This window comes from Burkholderia cepacia (assembly GCF_001039005.1).
GTDB classification, from domain to species: domain Bacteria; phylum Pseudomonadota; class Gammaproteobacteria; order Burkholderiales; family Burkholderiaceae; genus Burkholderia; species Burkholderia theae.
Genome location: NZ_LDWR01000011.1, coordinates 225422 through 248896 on the forward strand (window position 1 = coordinate 225422; position 23475 = coordinate 248896).

Consider the following 23475-nt stretch of genomic DNA (forward strand, 5'->3'; position numbering starts at 1 on the left):
CCTGCGCTGTCCCGTAACAATTCGGCGCGCTCATTTCGAGAACCCCGGTCCTGCGTCCGGCGATGCCATGCCGCCCAGATACGAACGCCACACGGGACCGTCGCGCTGCTCGGACAGCTCGCCCGGCGTCGCCGGCAGCGGTGCGCCCTGCGCGATCGGCGCGACGAGATGCGGCGTAACGATGATCACGAGTTCCTTGTCGGCTTGCTGGTAGCTCAGATTCTTGAAAAACGCGCCGATGATGGGCAGATCCCCCAGGAACGGCACCTTGTTGACGTTGGACGTGGTCTCGCGGTCGATCAAACCGCCGATCACGAAGCTTTCGCCATCGCCGAGCTCGACCGTCGTATCCGCGCGTCGCGTCGTCAGCGCCGGCACCTGGACTCCGTTGATCGTGATCGAGTGCACAAAGTCGAGCTGGCTCGACTCGGGCGCGACCTTCAGCGCGATCCGGCGCGGGTTCAGCACGGTCGGCGTGACGGTCAGCCCGACGCCATAGGGCTTCCATTCGATCGAGATCGTGCCGAGCGATTGCGGGACCGGCACCGGAATTTCACCCCCCGCGAGGAAGTTCGCGCTCTGGCCGGACAATGCGACGAGCGTCGGCTGCGCAAGTACTCGGGCGAGATTGTTCGCCTCGAGAATCGACAAGTCGGCGAACAGCCCGCGTGACATCGAATTGACGACGAGATTGAACGCCGACGAAATCGGCACGTTCGTGTTGTACGTGAGCGAGCCGCCCGGCGTCCCGGTAATCGATGTCAGCCCCGTCGGCGCGAATGCGCCGAACGAAAAGCCGTTGCTCTGCTTGAAGAAGTTGAGACCCGCCTGCTTCAGCACCGTACGGCTGAATTCGACCACGCGCACGTCGACCTGCACGACATTCTTGCCGGAGATCGTCGACGCATCGATTGTCGTCCCGTCCTTGCCGCTGACCGTCTTTGCCGCATGAACCGCCCGCTGATGCCCGTCGAGCGTCCCGGACGCACCGCCGATCACGGTCGTACCGCTGTACGTATTCACGCTCGGCGATGCGCCGTCGAGCAGCGCACGTGCCGCGCCGCTCGTGACATTCACGTTGTAGACGGTCGGCTCGTCGCGACCGCGCTCCCAGATCATCACGTTCGTCGCCCCGGCGTTCTTCGCGACGAGCAGCACGCCGCCTCGCCCGCCCTTCACGACGAGCACGTCGGCAACCGACGGATCGCCGACCGCAACCCGCTGCAGCGCACGCCCCGTCGCGATCTGCCGTTGCGCGCCGACCGCCAGGCTGATCGTCCCGCTCGTGTCGGCCGCGTCCGACAACGGCGGCATGGCCAGCGCGCTCAATGCAATAGCTAATCCAATCAGTTTCTTTTTCATTGTTTTGGAGGCATCGAACCGCCCCCCTTCTCTGGTTGTCGTCTTCGTGCCGCTCAGTAGGCGACCGTTTCGGTCCGCCCACCCCGAATCACTTCGATGCTGCCGCCGCTCGCATGCCGCGTGACCAGCCGCGGCGCCGCACGCGGGGCCGGCGCTGTCGTCGCACTCTTCGACAACTCTCCGAGCATCACGCCAGAAGCAGCAAGCGCCGACGGGCTCTTGTCGTCACCCACACGAACCGCGACGGTCTGCGCCGCGACATCGTCGTCGCGCGAGTTGCGAAGCGCGAGCACGAGCCGGCCGCTCTGCTCGGCGAGCGTCAGTGCGTCAACCTGCGCGGTCGGCACGGCAAGCACCGCGGTCCGCATGCCGACCACGGAGCCATTCGAACTGTCGCGCTCGGTCGTTGCGTCGCCAAACGACAGCACGCGGATCTTCGACATCAGCAGCCGTGCCTGGGTATTCGCGATCTCGGCCGTCGACGTCCCGCCTATCGCCATACCAGTCCCGTCGCGCTTCAGGTTCAGGAACACGTCGACATAGTTGCCGGGCCGCACACGGTTACCGACCGCGTTGGTTTCGTCGACCTTGATCGCGACGGCTCGCTCTCCCGGTGCGATCTGCTCGGCAAGGCCGGACGACAGTGCGCTTGCCACCACGGCCGCCTGCGCCGGAATGTCGGCAGCCGGGATACGGCCGACAAGCTGCAGCGGATCGGCGAACGCGCCCTGCGGCGCGGCGGTCGACTGCTGAACCTTCAGCGCATCGGCCGGAATCGGCTGGCCGGCTTGCAATGGCCGTGTTGCCACGACGACAGGCACGCTTTGCGTCACGACCGTCGACGCAACCGGCGTGACGTCCGCGGGCTTGCGTCCGAGCATCCACGCATAGACGCCGAGCAGGACCGCGATCGCGATCAGCAAGCCCGCAATGATCTTCGTCAGATTGTTGGCCATGATGTTGTTATGTTTCCCCGCTACTCACGATTGAATTCTCCGCGCAACGTTGACGACCGGGCGCCCTCGACCCGGCACGACACCATCGCTGTCGTCTAAATGATGTTGACCGGGCTGATCTGCACCATCGCCGTTCCGGTGAGCGTCGACGGCACCGGCAACAGCGAACCGAGCAGCGGGAACGACGGGATCAGTGGGTTCTGCGAGTACGGATAGGTCAGCGTGATCTGCACGCACAACATCGTCGCGTCGTACGAACAGTTGCCTTGTTGCGTCTGCGCGCACGTCGCACCCTTCAGCCACGTGGTCAGATTCGTTGCGGCCGTGCAGGCGGCCTGGGCCCGCGCCGCGAGCGCGGCTTGCTGCGCTGCCTGCACCGACGCGGCCGCTCCGACCTGCTGATAGTTCAACGCGGCACGTGCGCCTTCCGTCGCCGCAAGCGTCAGGTTTTGCTGCGCGGCGAAGATCATTCCGTACGTGATGATCGCGTACAGGATCAGAAAGAACACCGGCAGCATCAGCGCGAATTCGACCGCCGTCGAACCACGCTCGTGACGCCGCATTCCGGGGGCAGAACGAAACATCGTCATTGCATCCCCCCGGTCGCAATCCGGTACCCGCACCACAGCACCGCCGGAATCACGAGAAACGCTGCATACGGCGATGCCCGGAAACCGGCGATCTCCAGCGTCGGCGAGCGCCGCTGCCACAACGCAGATACAGGTGTACGGGTTGCGAAGATCAGCGTACCGGCATGGGCGAACGCGAGCAGGCTCGCCACGATCCAGAACCAAAACAACGCATGAGGGCCGCACCATGCGCCAAGCACCGCGAATACCTTGACATCCGCGGCACCCATTATGCGCAGTACGAAAAATGGGAAAAGACTGACAATGCCGATCAATGCGCCAATGAGCGCCTGATTCACGGATATGCCAAATGGATTATGTCCGGAGAGTACAAATGCAGACACGAATCCACCGATCACCAGTGAATTCGGTATACGCCTATGACGGATGTCCTCGAGCGCGACAAGCACCGCCCACGCGAGGAAAACCCCGACGCCAGTTAGCAGGATCATTTACGCCCCGAGCGGCAAAACTTACCTACGCGGATTGCCGAAGCAATCCGCGCCCCTAACAACAGGGAGATGAGCAAAAAGCTCGCTCGTTATGCCTTCGGCAACTGGCTCGCGATGTAGGTGAACGCCCCCGAGATGCCAGTCGTCAACGAACCGACGGCAGTGACGAGAGCAACGGCGACCAGTCCGGCGATGAGTCCGTACTCGACTGCGGTAACCCCGTTTTCTTCCTTAAGGAAACGCTTGATGATTGCTTTCATTTTATTCCTCGTGCCTGTATTTACGTTCTTTGGCCTTTTATACGTATACATCCCCGCATATCTGGCCCTTGCCCCGCGTCGTTCGCCACATCTGCCGTAGCGTCAACCGGGTGCGCTTTCTTTATAGGTCGCCCCGAAGGGCATGTCTCACGATTTGATGCAAGTTAACATTCGCGATAGTGACCCTCCTCGAACGTTGTGTACCGAACCGTACATTTGCTTACATCTGCTCCGGATTCTATATCCGATCCTATTTAACTTCCAACCTCTTTTAACGACATGGATCGAAAAAAATGACCGTGAGCACAACGTATTTGTACGGCGTTTCGGTACGTCTTACACATAGGATTTACGATAGGTTAGATGTGCACACCTAATCCACCAGTAAAACAATTGCCCTGTCCACCAAGCCCGCAGGGGCCCCACGTTACGTCGCACGCGTAACGCCAATGTTGTGACGTTACGTTACGAAACGTCCGAAACCGTTCTCATTCGTCTGCTCTTAAACAGATTCAACAATCTTTCAATTTCCATAACTTCCTTTTCCGACAAGGAATTGCCTCGTTTAAAACCTGTTGTCGAACCGTCGGGCATCGAAATGGCACGACAGTTGCAGAGTAGTCCTCGCACCACTCAACACAACGAAGTTCACAAGACATTTTTAATGCGAGGATGAAATGGACATCAAGGTTATCCCTCATGGCGTGTTCCGGACGACTCTGATCGCGGCCACCGTTGCAGCCATGCTTTCCCTCTCCGCGTGCGGCGGCTCCGGTTCCATCAGCCAAGGCCTCGGCGGCGGCTCGAGTTCGGGCGGCAGCGATGCGCTCTCCACGTCGGGCGGCGGCGGCTCGGGCACGAGCGGCACCTCCGGCACCAGTGGTACGTCGGGCACGAGCGGAACCTCCGGCACCAGCGGCACCGGCACCTCGGGAACGAGCGGCACGTCCGGCACCAGCGGTACCTCGGGAACGAGCGGCACCTCCGGCACCTCGGGTGTGTCGTCGAACGCAGTGGGAACTGTCCTCGCAAGCGGCAGCAATATCGTCACGGGTGTCGGCGGGACCGTCTCGGGTCTCGGCACCGTCATCTCCGGCCAGTCACTGCCGGGCGTCAACCCGGCCACCACGCAAGCCGCGGGCGGCATCGTGCAAAGCGTAGGCGGCGCCGTTACCGCACTCGGCAACGGCCTCGGCAACGGTCTCGGCCAACTCGGCGCGACGAAGGATCCGATCGGCACCACGGTCGCCAGCACGGGCGGCGTGGTCAATCAGCTCGGCGGCGCAGTCACGCAGACGGGCAACCTGGTCACGAGCCTCGGCAGCGGCCCGCTGTCGCCGCTTGCACCGGTCACGGGTGCCGTCGGCGGCCTCGTGTCGACGCTCGGCGGCGCCGTATCGAACGGCGGCAACACGCTCACCAACGCGCTGTCGACCGGCCCGATCCAGCAGGTCACGCAGACGGTCAGCTCGGCCATCACGCCGATCACGACGATGGTCGGCCAGACGACCCAGACGATCGGCACGGCGACGGGCCTCGGCGCGCCGGTCAACACGCTGCTCGGCACGATCGGCAATGGCCTGAACCAGGCCGGAGCGCTGCTCGCGTCGACGGGCGGCAACCCAGTCACGACGGGCCTCGGCAACACCGTCTCTTCGACCGGCAACACCGTGAAAGCCGTCGGCGGCCTGCTCACGGGCGGCACCGGTGGCGTGACCAACCCGCTCGCACCGCTCACGGGCCTCGTCTCCACGGTCACCGGCGCACTGGGTGGTGCAACGGGTGGCGGCAGCGGCCCGCTCGCCCCGGTCACCGGCCTCGTCTCCACCGTCACCGGCGCACTCGGCGGCGCAACGGGCGGCGGCAGCGGCCCGCTCGCTCCGGTCACCGGCCTCGTCTCCACCGTCACCGGCGCACTCGGCGGCGCAACGGGTGGCGGCAGCGGCCCGCTCGCTCCGGTCACCGGTCTCGTGTCCACCGTTACCGGCGCACTGGGCGGCGCAGCAGGCGGCAGCGGCGGCCCGCTCGCCCCGGTCACCGGTCTCGTCTCCACGGTCACCGGCGCACTGGGTGGTGCAGCAGGCGGTAGCGGTGGCCCGCTCGCCCCGGTCACCGGCCTCGTCTCCACGGTCACCGGCGCACTGGGCGGCGCAACGGGCGGTACGAGCGGCGGCCCGCTCGCTCCGGTCACGGGTCTCCTCGGCGCAGTCACGGGCGCACTCGGCGGCGCGACGGGCGGCTCGGGCGGCAGCAGCCCGCTCGCTCCGGTGACGAACGTGGTGTCCACGGTCACCAGCGCGGTCGGTGCACCTGCATTGACCGGCGGCACGGGCGCAGTCACGAACTCGGGCTCGTCGTCGAATCCGCTCGCGCCCGTCACGTCGCTGATCGGCGGCCTGCTCGGCGGCACGCACGGCAAGTAAACCAATATCCATTCATCGAAAAGACAGCGAGGAGTCCTTCATGTCCCAGCAACGTTCCCTCACGACGGCCGCCCTGCGCCAGTGGCGCGTGCCCCTCACCGCCTTCGCCGCAGCCTGCCTGCTGGCCGCCTGCGGCGGCGGCGGCGTCAGCTCGCCGCCGACCAGCAGCAACAACGGCCCGAGCAGCGCGAGCGGCACGCCCAGCACGAGTGGCACCAGCGGCACGTCGACCGGCACGAAGGGTGTCGTCAGCACGGTCGGCCAGACGGCCACTGATCTCGGCAGCACGGTTGGCAACATCAGCCTGCCGGGCCTCGGCGACGGCGTGACGAAGGGCGTCGGCAGCACGCTCTCCAGCACCGGCACGATCGTCGGCGCAGCTGCCGATGCCGTGAGCAACGGGCTGGGACAGATCGGCTCGACGAAGGATCCGGTCGGCACCACGGTTGCCGGTCTCGGCAATGTCGTCGGTGCCACGAGCAACACGGTGTCCGGCCTGAGCTCGACGGTCAAGGCGCTCGGCACGGGCCCGCTCGCGCCGCTCGCGCCGGTCACGACCCCGGTCGGCACCGTGCTCGACACGGTCGCCAACGGCCTGACGGCCGCCGGCACGACGATCGGTTCGACGCTGTCGTCGGGTGCCGTGCAGCAGGTTACGCAGCCGCTCAGCTCGGCGATCACGCCACTCGTGATCACGGCCGGCCAGGTCACGCAACAGGTCGGCACGACGACCGGCCTCGGTCAACCCGTCTCGGGCCTGCTCGGCCAGGTCGGCGGTGCGATCAGTTCGGCCGGCAAGCAAGTCGGCGGCACGTCGAGCCAGCTGCTCGTCGGCGACGTCGGTCAGCTCGTGACCGCGGTCGGCAACACCGTGACCAACGCGGGCGGCCTCGTCAACCCGAACGGTCCGAACGGCGCGGCACCGATCCCCGGCCTGATCACGAGCCTCGTCGGCGGCTCGACGGCTAACGTCCAGAACGGCACGTCGTCGGGTTCCGGCTCGACGAACCCGCTCGGTGGCCTGCTGTCGGGTCTCGGCTCGACGCCGCTCGGCTCGCTCACGGGCGCACTTGGCGGTGCAGCGGGCGGCTCGGGCAGCGGCCCGCTCGCACCGGTCACCGGCCTCGTCTCCACGGTTACCGGCGCACTCAGTGGCGCAGCCGGCGGCAGCGGCGGCCCGCTTGCCCCCGTCACGAATCTCGTGTCGACGGTCACCGGTACGCTCGGCGGCGCAACGGGCGGCGCAGGCAGTGCAAACCCTCTCGCGCCGGTCACCGGTTTGCTGAATACTGTCACGGGGGCAGTCGGCGGTGCAGCGGGATCCGGGGGCTCGAGCCCGCTCGCGCCGGTCACGTCGCTGATCGGCAGCGTCTCGGGTACGGCATCGTCGGGCGGCGGCTCGACAGGTCTACTGGCGCCGGTAACGGGGTTGCTGGGCACGCTGGGTAGCGTTGGCAAGTAAAGGAGGACGGTCGCACCTCCGCAGCCGGAGCGGATGGCGCGGCCGTACCAATACATCCGGCATGGCGGCACGCGGCGCGCGACACCCTGGTGTCGCGCGCCCGCATTAGAAAGAAGACGAAAAGCAAGGCCTACGAGGAAGAACAATGAAATCCAGACTCGACAGATGGATGATGCTGCTCGCCATCGCGGCAGCAAGCACGGCACAAGCACAAACGCGCGTCGGAGGTAACCCGCTCGACTCCCTGCCCCAGATCAACGCGCCGAAAACCGGCCCGAACGTCACCGTGCAGGTCGCGCCCCAGGCACCGCAACTGCAGGAGCTGCTGTCGCGGCGCCTGACGCCGAAGACGTTCCAGGTCGAAGGCGTGAAGTCGGTGCCGTTCGACGAAATCTCGCGTCGCTTCACGCCCCTCGTCGGCAAGGACATCACGATCGGCGAGCTGATCGAAACCGCCAACGGCGTGACAAAGCTCTACCAGGATCGCGGCTACGCGCTGTCGTTCGCGTTCGTTCCCGCGCAGACGTTCGAGAACGGCGTCGTGCGCATCACGGTTGTCGAAGGCTACGTGTCGGACGTCAAGGTCACCGGCAAGCCCGGTGCGATGGAATCGAAAATTCGCGCGATCGCCGCGCATATCACGGCCGATCGCCCGCTGCGCCGCGCGACGTTCGAGCGCTATGTGAATACGTTCGGCCTGCTGCCCGGCCTTACGGTGAAGGCGAACGTGCCGCCGCCGCAAACCACCGACGGCGCCACGACACTCGAGCTCGCGGTCGACCGCAAGCCGTTCAATGTCAGCACCGGTATCGACTTCAATCACCCGGGTGTCCAGGGCCTCATCACCGCGACCGAAAACGGCCTCACGTCGTTCGGCGAGCAACTGAGCATCTCCGCGCTGGCGCCGCCGGGGCGGGACAAGCAAACCTATTTCGCGTTCAGCGGTGCGGTGCCCGTCGGCAGCAGCGGCCTGATCACGCGCCTCGACGCGAGCACCTATCGCGGCAAGCCGACCGACAACCCGGGGCTGCCGTCGTACGTCCAGCGTACGGTCAAGAACGAAAAGCTCGGTCTTTCGGCATCCTATCCGATACTGCTGAACAACCAGCGCAGCCTGCTCGGCACGGTATCGGGCTACGCGGCGCACAACGAAGACAATTACCAGAACCAGATCAACGGCGCGACGCTCGACAACCGGTCGCAGGTTCGCGTGCTGCAACTGCAACTCGACTACACGAACGTCCAGCCGAAACAGGTGCGAAAGCTGAGCGTCAACGTCGCCAAGGCGTTCGACATCCTCGGCGCATCGAAATCGCAAATCGGCACGAACGGCGGCACCACGACGACCTATGCCGACCCGACATCTCTGACCTTCGTGCGCACCGGCGCGACCTTCACGCAAACCAACGAATGGCCGTTCCGGATCGGCACGTCGGTTTCGCTGACCGGGCAATACAGCCCCGACTCGCTGCCGACGTCCGAGCAGATCTCGTTCGGCTCGACGCGCTACGCGCTCGGCTATCAGCCCGGCGAAGCATCGGGCGACTCGGGATGGGGGATGTCGCTGGAGGTCAACCGCGGCTTCACGCCGGGCTGGACATACATGAAATCCGTCACGCCGTACATCGCGTATGACATGGCGCGCGTGTATCTGCACGCGGGCACGCCATCACCGAGCCGCATGTCGTCGGTCGGCATCGGCGTGCGGTTCACCGACAGCCGTTTCTACAGTCTCGACCTGAACGTCGCGAAACCCGTCGGCGATGCGCCCGTGGAAAGCGCATCGCGCAGCCCGCGCATCAACGCAGCATTCTCGTATCAGCTCAACTGATCGTTCACCAAACAGCCCGCGTCACGCGGGCTGTTTCGATTAGAGTCCCCTCTATCAAACGTCGCGCGCGGTTTCACGTATTCTGGCGAAGCTCGCAACATGCCCGCCCCATGCAGACGGTCGTGCGGGCGCATCGAACACGACATGCAAAAACAAGGAGGATGACAATGATTCAACTGACCCGCCCGTTGCGCGCGATGGCTGTCGCCGGCGCATTGCTCGCCTGTGCTGCCCACGCATTCGCACAAGCCGACAACCCAATCGGCATGTGGCAGACAATCGACGACAATACGGGCAAGCCGAAGGCACTCGTGCAGATCGCCGACGACGGAGAAGGTGCGTTGTCGGGCAAGGTCGTCAAGGGCCTCGGCGCGAACGATACGCCCGATCGCCGCTGCACCGCCTGCTCGGACGAGCGCAAGGATCAGCTCATCAAGGGCATGACGATCATCAAGGCGATGAAGAAGGACGGCGATCACTGGGACGGCGGCAACATTCTCGACCCGGAAAACGGCAAGGTCTACAAGTGCAAGATGACGCTGGAAGACGGCGGCCAGAAACTTGTCGTGCGCGGTTACATCGGCGTGTCGCTGCTCGGCCGGTCGCAGACCTGGGTTCGCCAGCAATAATGCGGTATGCGCTGAAACGCGCGGCTCAATGAAAAATCGGCCTGCGACGAAGTCGTCAGGCCGATTTTCTTTGGATGCATGCGCAGCAGAAACCGACAGGCGTCACGCCGCGTGCTTCATCGTGTCCGACGCATAACCACCCGGTGTGCGATATGCGGGTGCCGCGTTGCTACGCGCCTCCGCCGCCTTCGATTGCGTGTGCTTGCGCATCCGTGCGGACAATTCGTTGCACAGATTCATGCCTGCGTCGCCATAGAGTTCACGCATGATATTCATCAACGTGCCCGTCTCGTGCCAGGCCTTGAAGCGGCGATGGCACGTCTGATACGAAGGGTAACGGCGCGGCATGGCCGACCACGTTGCGCCGCTGTAGATCACCCATAGCACGCCGTTCAGAACGGCACGCGTATTGGCTAACGGCCGGCCGCGCAACTCGGTGCGCGGCTGCATTTCGGGCAGAAGCGGCACGACGCAGCGCCACTCGTGGTCGGTCAAATCGCGATACGGTGTCATGGACATCTCCAGCCTTGGTAACCATGACACAACGATATCGGCTCACCTCAACGATGAATATAAGACAAATCCGAAAATACCCCGAGATTCCGAGTATTTGACCGGAATTGACGTTTGAATCCCGTCAATTGTCGGAAATCGCAATCAAGTCAGCGAAGTATCGACGATGCGGCGCGGCGTTTCGAGATACTCCTTCGATTGCATCTCGGTGATTCGCGAGACCGTGCGCGTAAATTCATTGGCCATCGGGCCTTCGACGTACAACTGCTCCGCCGGCACCGCCGCGGACATCAGCAGCTTGACCTTGTGGTCGTACAGTACATCGATGAGCCAGGTGAAGCGGCGTGCCTCGGACGCCATCCGCGGCGACATCTGCGGCACCTCGGACAGCACGATCGCGTGGAAGCGGCTCGCGAGTTCGAGATAGTCGTTCTGCGATCGCGGGCCGCCGCACAGCGTCGCGAAGTCGAACCATACGACGCCGTCCGCCTTGCGCAGCGCCTTCAGCTCGCGCTTCTCGATATGCAGGATCGGGCTCTCGTCGGGTACCGCGGCGAGCTGCGCAAATGCGTGGCGCAGTTCGCGATCGGCGTCCGCGCCGAGCGGCGTGTGATACATCTTCACCTGCGCGAGCGTGCGCTGGCGATAGTCGACGCCCGCGTCGACGTTGAGCACGTCGAGCTTGTCCTTGATCAGCGCGATCGCCGGCAGCATGCGGTCGCGATGCAACCCGTCCGGATACAGGTCGTCGGGATCGTAGTTGGACGTCATCACGAACTGCACGCCGTTGTTGAACAGGCGGTCGAGCAGACGGTACAGGATCATCGCGTCGGCAATGTCCGACACATGGAATTCGTCGAAGCAGATCAGCCGGTAGCGCTTCGCGATGCGCCGAGCAAGTTCGTCGAGCGGATCGGCCTGCCCTTTCAGCTCCTCGAGCTCGCGGTGCACTTCGCGCATGAATTCGTGGAAATGCAGACGCGTCTTGCGCTGCACGGGTGCGACCGCGTAGAAGCTATCCATCAGGAAGCTCTTGCCGCGCCCGACGCCGCCCCACATGTAGACGCCGCGCGGGAGGTCCGGATGATTGATGAGCTTCTTGAACGCGTTCGAGCGGCGCGCCTTGTACTCGACCCACTCGTCGAAACAGCGCTGCAGGCGATCGACGGCCGCGCGCTGTGCGGGATCGGACTGATAGCCGCGCGTGGTCAGTTCGCGCGTGTAGTATTCGGTGACGTTCATCGGGCAAACCGGAAAGAACGAAGGCGAGCGGGAAACCCCGCCCGCCTTCGTCATGAAACGGCTGCGCCGGCCGATGGCCGGCAGGCGCTACACCGTACTCAGCTGTTCAGCGAGCGCTTGTCGACGGCGAGCGCCGCTTCGCGCATCACTTCCGACATCGACGGGTGCGGATGGCAGATGCGGGCGATGTCTTCCGACGCCGCCTTGAATTCCATCGCCACGACGGCTTCCGCGATCAGGTCCGACGCGTTCGCGCCGATCACGTGCACGCCGAGCAGCTCGTCGGTCTTTGCGTCCGCGATCATCTTCACGAAGCCGTCCGGTGCATTCATGCCGAGCGCGCGACCGTTGATCGAGAACGGGAACTTGCCCGACTTGATCTCGCGGCCTTCCGCCTTCAGCTGCTGCTCCGTCTTGCCGACCCATGCGATTTCCGGGTACGTGTAGATCACCCACGGAATGCAGTTGTAGTCGATGTGCGGCTTCTGGCCGTCGATCACTTCCGCGACCAGCACGCCTTCGTCTTCCGCCTTGTGCGCCAGCATCGGGCCGCGCACCACGTCGCCGATCGCGTAGACGTTCGGCACCGCCGTGCGGCAGTGGTCGTCGACGTCGATGAAGCCGCGCTCGTTCGCCTTCAGGCCGATCGCCTCGAGGCCGAGGTTGTCGGTGTTCGGCACGCGGCCGACCGACACGATCAGGCGGTCGGCGTCGAGCGTCTGCGCGTTGCCGTCCTTGTCCGTGTAGGCGATCGACACGCTGTCCGCGGTCGCCTTCACTTCGCCGATCTTCACGCCGAGGTGAATGTCGAGGCCCTGCTTCTTGAACAGCTTGGCCGCTTCCTTCGCGAGCGCTTCGTCGGCTGCGCCGAGGAATGCCGGCAGCGCTTCGAGCACCGTCACTTCGGCACCCAGGCGGCGCCACACCGAGCCGAGTTCGAGGCCGATCACGCCTGCGCCGATCACGGCGAGCTTCTTCGGCACCGAGTCGAACGTCAGCGCGCCTTCGTTATCCGACACGATCTTGTTGTCGACCGGGACGCCCGGCAGGTGACGCGCCTTCGAGCCCGTCGCGATGATCACGTTCTTCGCGGTGACGACTTCGGTTTCGCCCTCGCCGCTCACTTCGATCTGCACGCCGGCATCGGTCTTGCCGGCGAACTTGCCATGGCCCTTCAGCCAGGTGATCTTGTTCTTCTTGAACAGGAACTCGATCCCGCTCGTCATCTTCTCGACGATGCCGTCCTTGCGGCCGAGCATCTTCGCGATGTCGATCTTCACGCCGTCGACCGCGATACCGTGGTCGGCCAGGTGGTGCGACGCGTTCTCGAACTCTTCCGACGAGGCGAGCAGCGCCTTCGACGGGATGCAGCCGACGTTCAGGCAGGTGCCGCCGAGCTTCAGCGCGCCGGCCGGGTTCTTCCACTTTTCGATACAGGCAACGGTCTTGCCCAGCTGCGCGGCACGGATCGCGGCGATGTAGCCGCCGGGGCCGGCGCCGATCACGACGACGTCAAATTCCTTGGACATGACAATCCTTTCTTCTTGTGCATCCGCACGGTCGCGCGTCTGCGCGCCCGTGCGGAGCGGGTCAATGCGGTGAAACTCGGCTTACAGGTCGAGCAGCAGGCGGGCCGGATCCTCGAGCGCATCCTTCATCGCGACGAGCGACAGCACGGCTTCGCGACCGTCGATGATCCGGTGGTCGTACGACAGCGCGAGGTAGTTGATCGGGCGGATCACGATCTGGCCGTTTTCGACGACCGGACGTTCCTTCGTCGCGTGCACGCCGAGGATTGCCGACTGCGGCGGGTTGATGATCGGGGTCGACAGCATCGAGCCGAACACGCCGCCGTTCGAGATCGAGAACGTACCGCCCGTCATTTCCTCGATCGACAGCTTGCCGTCCTTAGCCTTCTGGCCGAATTCGGCGATCTTCTTCTCGATGTCGGCGAGGCTCAGCTGATCCGCGTTGCGCAGGATCGGCACGACGAGGCCGCGCGGCGAGCCGACGGCGATACCGATGTCGAAGTAGCCGTGGTAGACGATGTCGTTACCGTCGATCGACGCGTTCACGAGCGGGAACTTCTTCAGCGCATGCACGGCCGCCTTCACGAAGAACGACATGAAGCCGAGCTTCACGCCATGTTCCTTCTCGAACTTGTCCTTGTACTTGTTGCGCAGTTCCATGACCGGAGCCATGTTGACTTCGTTGAACGTCGTCAGGATCGCGTTGGTCTGCTGCGATTCGAGCAGACGCTCGGCGATACGCGCACGCAGGCGCGACATCGGCACGCGCTGTTCCGGACGGTCGTTCAGCCAGGTCGTTGCCGACGCCGGCACCTTCACGTCCGGCAGCGACGGCTTCGCAGCGGCCTTGGCCGGTGCGGCAGCCGGAGCGGCCTTCGGTGCGCTGCCCGCGGCCAGCGCGTCGCCCTTCGTGACGCGGCCGTCGCGGCCCGAACCTGCGACGTCGCCCGCCGACAGGCCCTTCTCGGCCAGCAGTTTCGATGCGGCCGGCGATGCGGTGGTCGACGATGCCGCTGCGGCGACCGGCTGTGCTGCCGGTGCGGCTGCGGCAGGCGCTGCTGCCGGCTGGACTTCGGCGGCGCCCGCCGCTGCTTCGGCGGCACCTGCCTTCGCTTCGGTGTCGATCGTCGCGATCAGCTGATCGGCAACGACCGTGTCACCGTCGTTCTGCAGCACTTGCGCGAGCACGCCCGCGGCCGGTGCCGGCACTTCGAGCACGACCTTGTCGGTCTCGAGTTCGATCAGGATTTCGTCCTGCGCGACTGCTTCGCCCGGCTTCTTCTTCCACTGCAGCATGGTGGCTTCCGAAACCGACTCCGAAAGCTGGGGGACTTTGACTTCTACGATAGCCATGTGATTTTCCTGGATGCTTAATCTGGGGTGTGACGAGGTTCGTGCGATTCCTTCGGCCGAAGCGGCGCGCAACGCGCCCGGCGGGCCAAAAGAGACGGGAAAGCGCAGCGCGCCTTCCCGTTTCGCTTCCGTCGGTTATTTCGCGATCGATGCGCTCTTCAGGCGGCCGAAAGCACCTTCGATCAGGGCCTTCTGCTGCTCGTAGTGCTTCGCGTAGTAGCCAACCGCCGGCGAGGCCGAAGCCGGACGGCCGCTGTATGCCAGCTTCTGCCCGTCCTTCATGCCTTCCTTCAGATGGTGCTCGACGTAGAACCAGGGACCCTGGTTCTGCGGCTCGTCCTGCACCCAGACCACTTCAGTCGCGTTCTCGTACTTCTTCATTTCCGTTTCGAACTGCTTGTGCGCGAACGGATACAGCTGCTCGATACGGATGATCGCGACGTCGTTCGCCTTCGCTTCGCGGCGATGTGCGACGAGGTCGTAATACACGCGGCCCGAGCATGCCAGCACGCGCTTGACCTTCTTCGCATCGATGCCGCCGTCGGTTTCGCCCAGCACCGGCTGGAACGAACCCTTCGCCAGTTCCGACAGGTCCGACACGGCTTCCTTGTGACGCAGCAGCGACTTCGGCGTCGCGACGATCAGCGGCTTGCGGAACAGGCGGATCATCTGGCGGCGCAGCAGGTGGAAAATCTGCGCCGGCGTCGTCGGCTGAACGACCTGCATGTTGTGATCCGCGCACAGTTGCAGGAAACGCTCGATACGGGTCGACGAGTGCTCCGGACCCTGGCCTTCATAGCCGTGCGGCAGCAGCATCGTGAGACCCGACACGCGGCCCCACTTCACTTCGCCCGACGAGATGAACTGGTCGATCACGACCTGCGCGCCGTTGACGAAGTCGCCGAACTGCGCTTCCCACAGCACGAGCGTGTTCGGCTCGGCGGTCGAGTAACCGTATTCGAAGCCCAGCACCGCTTCTTCCGACAGCACCGAGTCGATCACCGTGAACTTCGCCTGGCCTTCGGCGATGTTCTGCAGCGGCACGTACGTGCCGTCGTTCCAGCGCTCGCGGTTCTGGTCGTGCAGCACCGCGTGACGGTGCGTGAACGTGCCGCGACCCGAATCCTGGCCGGTCAGGCGTACCGAGTAGCCCGATGCGACGAGCGACGCGAACGCGAGGTGCTCGCCCATGCCCCAGTCGAGCGGCTGGTCGCCACGCGCCATGTTGCGGCGGTCGTTGATCACGCGTTCGACGAGCGGGTGAACCTTGAAGTTCTCCGGAACCGTCGTGATGCGTTCACCGAGGCGCTTCAGTTCGGCGAGCGGCACGGCCGTGTCGGCTGCGTCCGTCCACTTGCGGTTCAGGAACGGCACCCAGTCGACCGCGTACTTGCTCTTGTAGTTCGACAGGACCGGGTCGACCGTGTGGTGACCGTCGTCCATCGCCTTGCGGTACGCCTTCACGAAGTTGTCGGCGTCTTCCGCGGTGATCACGCCCTGCTGCACGAGCTTCTCGGCGTACAGCGCACGGGTGCCCGGGTGCTGCGCGATCTTCTTGTACATCAGCGGCTGCGTGACGGCCGGCGTGTCCTGCTCGTTGTGACCCAGCTTGCGGAAGCAGACGATGTCGATCACGACATCCTTGTGGAACTGCATCCGGTAATCGATCGCGATCTGCGTCGCGAGGATCACGGCTTCCGGATCGTCGCCGTTCACGTGCAGCACCGGCGCCTCGATCATCTTGACCACGTCGGTACAGTACAGCGTCGAACGCGCATCGCGCGGGTCGGACGTCGTGAAGCCGATCTGGTTGTTGATGACGATGTGCAGCGTGCCGTGCGTGCCGTAACCGCGCGTCTGCGCAAGGTTCAGCGTTTCCATCACGACGCCCTGGCCCGCGAAGGCCGCGTCGCCGTGGATCTGCACCGGCAGCACCTGCAGGCCGTCTTCGTCGCCGCGACGGTCCATCCGCGCCTTCGCGGAACCTTCGACCACCGGGTTCACGATTTCGAGGTGCGACGGGTTGAACGCGAGCGACAGGTGGACCGGGCCGCCTTCCGTCGACACGTCCGACGAGAAGCCCTTGTGGTACTTCACGTCGCCGGCCGGCAGGTCGTCGACGTGCTTGCCTTCGAATTCGGCGAACAGGTCGGCCGGCATCTTGCCCAGCGTGTTGACCAGCACGTTCAGGCGGCCGCGGTGGGCCATGCCGATGATGATTTCCTGCACGCCGCGCTTACCCGCGTGCTGGACGACTTCGTCCATCGACGCGATGAAGCTTTCGCCGCCTTCGAGCGAGAAGCGCTTCTGGCCGACGTACTTGGTGTGCAGGTAGCGCTCGAGGCCTTCAGCGGCCGTCAGGCGATTCAGGATGTGCTTCTTCTCGCCTGCCGAGAAGTTCGGCGTCGCGCGGGTCGACTCCAGACGCTCCTGCCACCAGCGCTTCTGCTCCGGATCGCTGATGTACATGTACTCGGCGCCGATCGTGCCGCAGTACGTGTCGCGCAGACCCTTGACGATGTCGCGCAGCGAAGCCTGGTCGAAACCGAAATACAGGTTGCTCGCGCTGTACGTCTGGTCGAGGTCGCCTTCGGAGAAGTCGTAGAACGCGGGTTCGAGTTCGGGAATGGCGGGACGTTCGCGACGCTTCAGCGGATCCAGATTGGCCCATTGCGAACCAAGGAAGCGATATGCGCTGATGAGGGACTGGACGTGGACTTGCTTGCGCGCCGCGGCCAGATTGGTGCCGCTTTCGCGCGGGATGAAGGCATTGGCCTTCGCTCGCTCGGCGAACGATTCGACGATCGGGAAATGCGCGACGTCATTGGCATTCGAACCGTCCGTTGCAGGCACATTCTGCAGCGCGTCGAAATACTCTCGCCAGTTCTCGGGCACTGACGCCGGATTATTGAGGTATGCATCGTACAGTTCTTCAACGTACGAAGCATTGCCGCCGAACAGATAGGAGTTCAGCTGAAACTGCTTCATTACATCTGACATTTTACGCTCACCTTTCTTCGAGCTTCTCGAGAAATAGCGGGTTACTCAACCTTCCGCGACACGGCCTGACCGTTTAGCGGATTGCGAATCAAGTCTTGCTTGGAAGGACCTAAAACTTGCGTGCGCGCAGCATATCACAGAACCGATACCAAAGTTCACGGCGAAATGTGCCTGAAAGCACCGCGTGGCGGGGTTTTGCCGGATTGCCACGCGCCCCGGTAACAGTGCTTTGCGGACAACCCGATTGCGCTCCGCGCAGATGCAAAAAAGGCTGCCCGGGGGCAGCCTTTTCCGTCATGCACGGGAACGGTCGAAACGCTTAGTCGACCGCGCCTTCGCGGCTCGCGCGGCGACGCTCGTGCTCCTTCAGGTGACGCTTGCGCAGACGGATCGACTGCGGCGTCACTTCGACCAGTTCGTCGTCGTCGATGAACTCGACCGCGTATTCCAGCGACATCTGGACCGGCGGCACGAGACGCACGGCTTCGTCGGTGCCCGACGCACGCACGTTGGTCAGCTGCTTGCCCTTGATCGGGTTCACGACGAGGTCGTTGTCGCGGCTGTGGATGCCGATGATCATGCCCTCATACAGCGCATCGCCCGGCTTCACGAACATGCGGCCGCGATCCTGCAGCTTCCACAGCGCATATGCCACGGCGGCGCCGTCGTCCTGCGAGATCAGCACGCCGTTGCGGCGCTCGAAGACCGAGCCTTCCTTGACCGGTGCGTACGAGTCGAAGATGTGGCTCATCAGGCCCGTGCCGCGCGTGAGCGTCAGGAATTCGCTCTGGAAGCCGATCAGGCCGCGCGCCGAGATCTTGTATTCCAGACGCGTGCGGCCGCGGCCGTCCGACGCCATGTCGAGCATCTCGCCCTTGCGGCGACCGAGCTCTTCCATCACGCCGCCCTGGTGCTCGTCCTCGACGTCGACCGTCAGCAGTTCGTACGGCTCGTGCTTCGCGCCGTCGATTTCCTGCATCACGACGCGCGGACGCGACACGGCCAGCTCGTAGCCTTCGCGACGCATGTTCTCGACGAGAATCGTCAGGTGCAGTTCGCCACGCCCCGACACTTCGAACACCGTTTCGTCGCCGGTGTCCTTCACGCGCAGCGCGACGTTGTGGTTCAGTTCCTTCATCAGGCGGTCGCGGATCTGGCGGCTCGTCACGAACTTGCCTTCGCGGCCGGCGAGCGGCGACGAGTTGACGAGGAAGTTCATCGTCAGCGTCGGCTCGTCGACGGTGATCATCGGCAGCGCTTCCGGCGTATCCACCGCGCAGATCGTCGCGCCGATGCCGACGTCTTCAATGCCATTGATCAGCACGATATCGCCCGCTTCGGCCGACTCGACCTGCACGCGCTCGAGGCCCGTAAACGACAGCACCTGGTTGATCTTGCGGTTCAGCACGTCGCCTTCCGGGCCGAAGCGCATCACGACCGGCTGGCCCGGCTTGATGCGGCCGCGCGTGATGCGGCCGACGCCGATCCGGCCGACGTACGTCGAATAGTCGAGCGACGTGATCTGGAGCTGCAGCGGCGCTTCCGGGTCGGCCGGGCGGACCGGCACGTGCTCGAGGACCGCCTCGAACAGCGGGCGCATGTCACCTTCGCGCGCAGCCGGGTCGAGCGACGCATAGCCGTTCAGGCCCGATGCGTAGACGATCGGGAAGTCGAGCTGCTCTTCGGTTGCGCCAAGCTTGTCGAACAGGTCGAAGGTCTGGTTGATGACCCAGTCGATCCGCGCGCCCGGACGGTCGACCTTGTTGACGATGACGATCGGCTTCAGGCCGAGCGCGAGCGCCTTCTTCGTGACGAAGCGCGTCTGCGGCATCGGGCCCTCGACCGCGTCGACGAGCAGCAGCACCGAGTCGACCATCGACAGCACGCGCTCGACCTCGCCACCGAAGTCCGCGTGCCCCGGCGTGTCGACGATGTTGATGTGCGTGCCTTCGTATTCGACCGCGCAGTTCTTCGCGAGAATCGTGATCCCGCGCTCCTTTTCGATGTCATTCGAGTCCATCACCCGCTCCGCAATCTGCTGGTTCTCGCGGAAGGTGCCGGACTGGCGGAGCAGTTGGTCGACGAGCGTGGTCTTGCCGTGGTCGACGTGGGCGATGATGGCGATATTGCGAAGGGCGCGGGTCATAGAAACCTGGAAATCGTTTGAACGCGCAAACGCGCCCGCTCGTTTTCACGGGCGCGCGCATTGCAGTTTGGAAAGCATGAAATTATAGCACGTGGGCGTGTCGAGAGCTGGCGAGTACGTTGCAGCGCAACAAATCGGGCCTGCCCACCCTCCCCCGAACGCGCAAATCGACTGAAGGCGCCGCCTTCGGCAAGCCGAAAAACCTTACCACGACAAGGGCTTCTTGCAACACAAAGCGCGCCCTTTGCCGTTCGATTAACATTTGCCGCGGCAAGCAATTGTACCTATACTGCTGCCTAGTCAACTATTGCAGTTTCAGGTTTTTATGTCGGATTCCTCTACCTCATCGCCCGTTTCGCCGCTGTCTTCGTATCAGATGAACGACAGCGTCGGTTATCTGATGTCGCGCGTGAAGTCGGTGATGACCAACCTCGTCACGCAACGTACGCAGGAAGAGCTCGGCATCACGGGCACGCAGGCGAGCATGCTGTTCATGATCGCGGTCGGCAAGTGCTCGACGGCCGCCGAACTCGCGCGCGAATACGGGATCGATGCGAGCGCGGTCACGCGCCTGCTCGACCGGGTCGAAAAACGCGGCCTGCTGTCCCGCGTCCGCAGCATCGAGGATCGGCGCGTCGTGCGCCTCGAGCTGACCGACGAAGGCCGCGCGCTTGCCGAACGGCTGCCGCCCATTTTCCGCAGCGTGCTCGACCAGGTGCTGGACGGGTTCACGCCGGAAGAAGTCGGGTTCCTGAAGAGCATGCTGCGCCGCATTCTCAGCAACTATTGCGAGACGGCCGGCGGCAGCATCGCGTAATAGTTGCCATAACAATTACTTTTGACAGATTAATGTAAGGAAATCCTTGCAGTGTCCATCATTCATTCCGAGTCAGGGGTCAGCGCGATGAAAACCTCCCCGTTGTCCGTGCGCACCGGGTCGTGCCGCACCGCCGTCGCCGCCGCGGTCGCCGCACTCGCGCTGGCGGGCTGCGCGAACTACATCGGCATCAAGAGCGACAAGCAGATCGCCCCCGCGTCGCAATTCGAATCCGCCCAGAGCCTGCCGGCCCAGGGCGGCCAGTGGCCGGCGCTCGACTGGGCCAGCCAGTTCGGCGATCCGCAATTGCCGAAGCTGATCGACGAGGCCCTTCAGGGCAGTCCGTCGATCGCGCAGGCGCAGGCGCGCATCGCGAAGGCGTCGTCGTACATCGAATCGTCGCGTTCGAACCTGCTGCCGAAGGCCGAGGCCAGCTATTCGTGGACGCGCGAGCTGTATTCGTCGAACGCGCTGTTCCCGCCGCCTTACGGCGGCCAGTGGTACAGCGAGAACAACGTGCTCGCGAGCGCATCGTGGGAACTCGACCTGTGGGGCAAGAACCGCGAACGCCTGCACACCGCCGTGTCGCAGGAAAAGGCGGCCGAAGCCGACATGCAGCAGGCACGCATCACGCTCGCATCGTCGGTCGCGCGCACCTATAACTCGCTCGCGCAGCTCTATGCGCTGCGCGACATCGCGCAACGCGAGATCTCCAACCGCGAGACGGTCGGCAAGATCACCGACGGCCGCGTGTCGGCCGGCCTGGATACCAACGTCGAACGCCAGACGGCCCGCGGCAATATCGCGACGACCCAGGCTTCGCTGTCGGATCTCGACGGCCAGATCACGACCGTGCGCTATCAACTCGCCGCGCTGCTCGGCAAGGGTCCGGATCGCGGGCTGCAGATCGCGGCGCCCGTGATGAACCCCAGCGGCGCAGTCGCGCTGCCCGGCAACCTGCCGGCTGACCTCGTCTCGCGCCGCCCCGACATCGTCGCCGCGCGCTGGCAGGTCGAGGCCGCGATGCACGACGTGAAGGAAGCGAAAGCCGAGTTCTACCCCGACGTGAACCTCGCGGCCGGCTTCGGCTTCGATGCGTTCGGCTGGGGCAAATTCCTGAACTTCGCGAGCCGCCAGGCGCAGTTCGGCCCGGCGATCCACCTGCCGATCTTCGACGCCGGCGCGCTGCGCGCACAGCTCAAGGGTCGCTATGCGGACTTCGACCTGTCGGTGGCGAACTACAACCAGACGCTGATCAACGCGCTGAACGACGTCGCGACGCAAGTCGCGTCGATCCGCTCGGTCGATCGCCAGATGGGCGACGCGCAACGCGCACTCGACGCGTCGACGCGCGCGTACGATCTCGCCGTGATTCGCTACAAGGCCGGCCTGTCGCCGCAACTGCAGGTGCTGACCGCGGACAGCAACCGCCTCGCATCGGAGCAGACGGTGACCAACCTGAAGATGCGCCGACGCGACATGCAGCTTGCGCTGATCAAGGCGCTGGGCGGCGGGTTCGACGCGACCGGCACGCCGCTCGCCTCGCCCGACGCCGACAAGCCGACAAAACAGGCCGCCAACTGATCCGGCGCCACCACTACGCAGACACTCGAAATAACGGACGGAGAAAATCGCCATGAGCGACCCTCAACAAAACGCCGCCAGCGCACAGTCGCAGAACAACGGGAAGCGCAAGCGGATGATGACGCTGCTCGTCGCGGTCATCGTGATCGCGGCCATCGCGTACGGCCTGTACTACTTCCTCGTCGCCCGCTTCCATGAAGGAACCGACGATGCCTACGTGAACGGCAACGTCGTGCAGATCACGCCGCAGGTCACCGGCACCGTGATCGCCGTGAAGGCCGACGATACGCAGACCGTCAAGGCCGGCGATCCGCTGGTCGTGCTCGACCCGGCCGATTCGCAGGTCGCGCTGCAGCAGGCGGAAGCCAACCTCGCGCAGACGGTGCGCCAGGTGCGCGGCCTGTTCGTCAACGACGACCAGTACCGCGCGCAGGTTGCGCTGCGCCAGTCCGACCTGTCGAAGGCCGACGACGACCTGCGCCGCCGCATGGCCGTTGCACAGACGGGCGCGGTGTCGCAGGAAGAAATCTCGCATGCGCGTGACGCCGTGAAGGCCGCGCAGGCGTCGCTCGACGCCGCGCAGCAGCAGCTCGCATCGAACCGCGCGCTGACCGCGAACACGACGGTCGCATCGCACCCGAACGTGCTCGCCGCGGCGTCGAAGGTTCGCGACGCCTACCTCGCGAACGCGCGTAACGTGCTGCCCGCGCCGGTCACCGGTTATGTCGCGAAGCGCTCGGTGCAGGTTGGCCAGCGCGTGTCCCCGGGCACGCCGCTGATGTCGGTGGTGCCGCTGAATGCCGTGTGGGTCGACGCGAACTTCAAGGAAGTCCAGCTCAAGCACATGCGCATCGGCCAGCCGGTCGAACTGACGGCCGACATCTACGGCTCGTCGGTCCCCTACCACGGCAAGGTCGTCGGCTTCTCGGCCGGCACCGGCTCCGCGTTCTCGCTGCTGCCGGCACAGAATGCGACCGGCAACTGGATCAAGGTCGTGCAGCGCCTGCCGGTGCGTATCGAGCTCGACCCGAAGGATCTCGACAAGCATCCGCTGCGCATCGGCCTGTCGATGCAGGTCGACGTGGACATCAAGGACGAACGCGGCGACCAGCTCGTCAACGCGCCGAACACCGTCTACGAGACCAACGTGTTCGCGAAGTACGGCGACGAAGCCGACGCCGAAATCGCGCGCATCATCGCCGAGAACGCGGGCGGCAATGCAGCGGCACCGGCCGCGGCGAAGTCGAACAGCGCCGCGAAGATGATGTAACCGCTCCGACTCCGGAA

Annotated in this window: 18 protein-coding genes; 7 read left to right on the forward strand and 11 right to left on the reverse strand. The window is 64.5% G+C overall.

What is annotated here, in order from left to right; translation table 11 throughout:
* Nucleotides 1-30: 30 nt before the first annotated feature.
* The 5 genes from VL15_RS06095 to VL15_RS06115 all read right to left on the reverse strand — a co-directional run bounded on the left by VL15_RS06095 (nt 31) and on the right by VL15_RS06115 (nt 3659).
* On the reverse strand, nt 31-1362 hold the full coding sequence (locus tag VL15_RS06095; RefSeq protein WP_048243996.1) for a type II and III secretion system protein family protein: 1332 nt from the start codon (nt 1360-1362) through the stop codon (nt 31-33).
* Between the two features lie 53 nt (nt 1363-1415).
* Nucleotides 1416-2318 (reverse strand): Flp pilus assembly protein CpaB, encoded by a 903-nt coding sequence (cpaB, locus tag VL15_RS06100; RefSeq protein WP_048243998.1) that lies wholly within the window; start codon nt 2316-2318, stop codon nt 1416-1418.
* Between the two features lie 95 nt (nt 2319-2413).
* Entirely contained in the window at nt 2414-2908 is a 495-nt protein-coding gene (locus VL15_RS06105; RefSeq protein WP_048244000.1) for a TadE/TadG family type IV pilus assembly protein, read from the reverse strand.
* The gene (locus VL15_RS06110) at nt 2905-3399 is read right to left on the reverse strand and encodes an A24 family peptidase (RefSeq protein ID WP_048244002.1); all 495 of its coding nucleotides are present in this window, start codon (nt 3397-3399) and stop codon (nt 2905-2907) included. The genes VL15_RS06105 and VL15_RS06110 overlap by 4 nt, the downstream gene beginning before the upstream one ends.
* An 89-nt stretch (nt 3400-3488) precedes the next feature.
* The gene (locus VL15_RS06115) at nt 3489-3659 is read right to left on the reverse strand and encodes a Flp family type IVb pilin (RefSeq protein ID WP_048244004.1); all 171 of its coding nucleotides are present in this window, start codon (nt 3657-3659) and stop codon (nt 3489-3491) included.
* A 677-nt stretch (nt 3660-4336) separates the two neighbouring features.
* Here VL15_RS06115 and VL15_RS06120 point away from each other — a divergent pair.
* From VL15_RS06120 to VL15_RS06135, 4 genes are all read left to right on the forward strand, one after another.
* Nucleotides 4337-6082 carry a collagen-like triple helix repeat-containing protein gene (locus tag VL15_RS06120; protein WP_048244006.1) on the forward strand — a complete coding sequence of 582 codons (1746 nt, stop codon included), beginning with the start codon at nt 4337-4339 and terminating at the stop codon, nt 6080-6082.
* 40 nt (nt 6083-6122) lie between these two features.
* Nucleotides 6123-7544 (forward strand): collagen-like triple helix repeat-containing protein, encoded by a 1422-nt coding sequence (locus tag VL15_RS06125; RefSeq protein WP_048244008.1) that lies wholly within the window; start codon nt 6123-6125, stop codon nt 7542-7544.
* Nucleotides 7545-7689: 145 nt separating this feature from the next.
* On the forward strand, nt 7690-9375 hold the full coding sequence (locus VL15_RS06130; protein ID WP_048244010.1) for a ShlB/FhaC/HecB family hemolysin secretion/activation protein: 1686 nt from the start codon (nt 7690-7692) through the stop codon (nt 9373-9375).
* Between the two features lie 167 nt (nt 9376-9542).
* On the forward strand, nt 9543-10004 hold the full coding sequence (locus VL15_RS06135; RefSeq protein ID WP_048244012.1) for a DUF2147 domain-containing protein: 462 nt from the start codon (nt 9543-9545) through the stop codon (nt 10002-10004).
* Nucleotides 10005-10106: 102 nt separating this feature from the next.
* Here VL15_RS06135 and VL15_RS06140 read toward each other — a convergent pair whose 3' ends face one another.
* From VL15_RS06140 to typA, 6 genes are all read right to left on the reverse strand, one after another.
* Nucleotides 10107-10517 (reverse strand): transposase, encoded by a 411-nt coding sequence (locus VL15_RS06140; protein ID WP_048244014.1) that lies wholly within the window; start codon nt 10515-10517, stop codon nt 10107-10109.
* Nucleotides 10518-10661: 144 nt separating this feature from the next.
* Nucleotides 10662-11759 (reverse strand): cell division protein ZapE, encoded by a 1098-nt coding sequence (gene zapE / locus VL15_RS06145; protein WP_048244016.1) that lies wholly within the window; start codon nt 11757-11759, stop codon nt 10662-10664.
* Nucleotides 11760-11857: 98 nt separating this feature from the next.
* A complete protein-coding gene (lpdA, locus tag VL15_RS06150; protein ID WP_048244018.1) occupies nt 11858-13288 on the reverse strand; it encodes a dihydrolipoyl dehydrogenase in 1431 nt (476 codons plus the stop codon).
* 81 nt (nt 13289-13369) lie between these two features.
* Nucleotides 13370-14641, reverse strand: coding sequence for a 2-oxoglutarate dehydrogenase complex dihydrolipoyllysine-residue succinyltransferase (gene odhB / locus VL15_RS06155; RefSeq protein ID WP_048244020.1), 1272 nt, complete (start codon nt 14639-14641; stop codon nt 13370-13372).
* A gap of 135 nt (nt 14642-14776) precedes the next feature.
* Nucleotides 14777-17641, reverse strand: a complete 2865-nt coding sequence (locus VL15_RS06160; RefSeq protein WP_048244021.1) for a 2-oxoglutarate dehydrogenase E1 component — start codon at nt 17639-17641, stop codon at nt 14777-14779.
* A gap of 319 nt (nt 17642-17960) precedes the next feature.
* Nucleotides 17961-19787 (reverse strand): translational GTPase TypA, encoded by a 1827-nt coding sequence (gene typA, locus VL15_RS06165; protein WP_048244023.1) that lies wholly within the window; start codon nt 19785-19787, stop codon nt 17961-17963.
* A 325-nt stretch (nt 19788-20112) separates the two neighbouring features.
* Between typA and VL15_RS06170 the strand changes: the two genes are divergently transcribed.
* The 3 genes from VL15_RS06170 to VL15_RS06180 all read left to right on the forward strand — a co-directional run bounded on the left by VL15_RS06170 (nt 20113) and on the right by VL15_RS06180 (nt 23458).
* Nucleotides 20113-20604, forward strand: a complete 492-nt coding sequence (locus tag VL15_RS06170; RefSeq protein ID WP_048244025.1) for a MarR family winged helix-turn-helix transcriptional regulator — start codon at nt 20113-20115, stop codon at nt 20602-20604.
* Between the two features lie 87 nt (nt 20605-20691).
* Entirely contained in the window at nt 20692-22188 is a 1497-nt protein-coding gene (locus tag VL15_RS06175) for an efflux transporter outer membrane subunit (protein WP_048244027.1), read from the forward strand.
* Between the two features lie 52 nt (nt 22189-22240).
* Nucleotides 22241-23458: an HlyD family secretion protein gene (locus VL15_RS06180; RefSeq protein ID WP_048244029.1), complete on the forward strand. Its 1218-nt coding sequence runs from the start codon at nt 22241-22243 to the stop codon at nt 23456-23458.
* Nucleotides 23459-23475 lie beyond the last annotated feature (17 nt).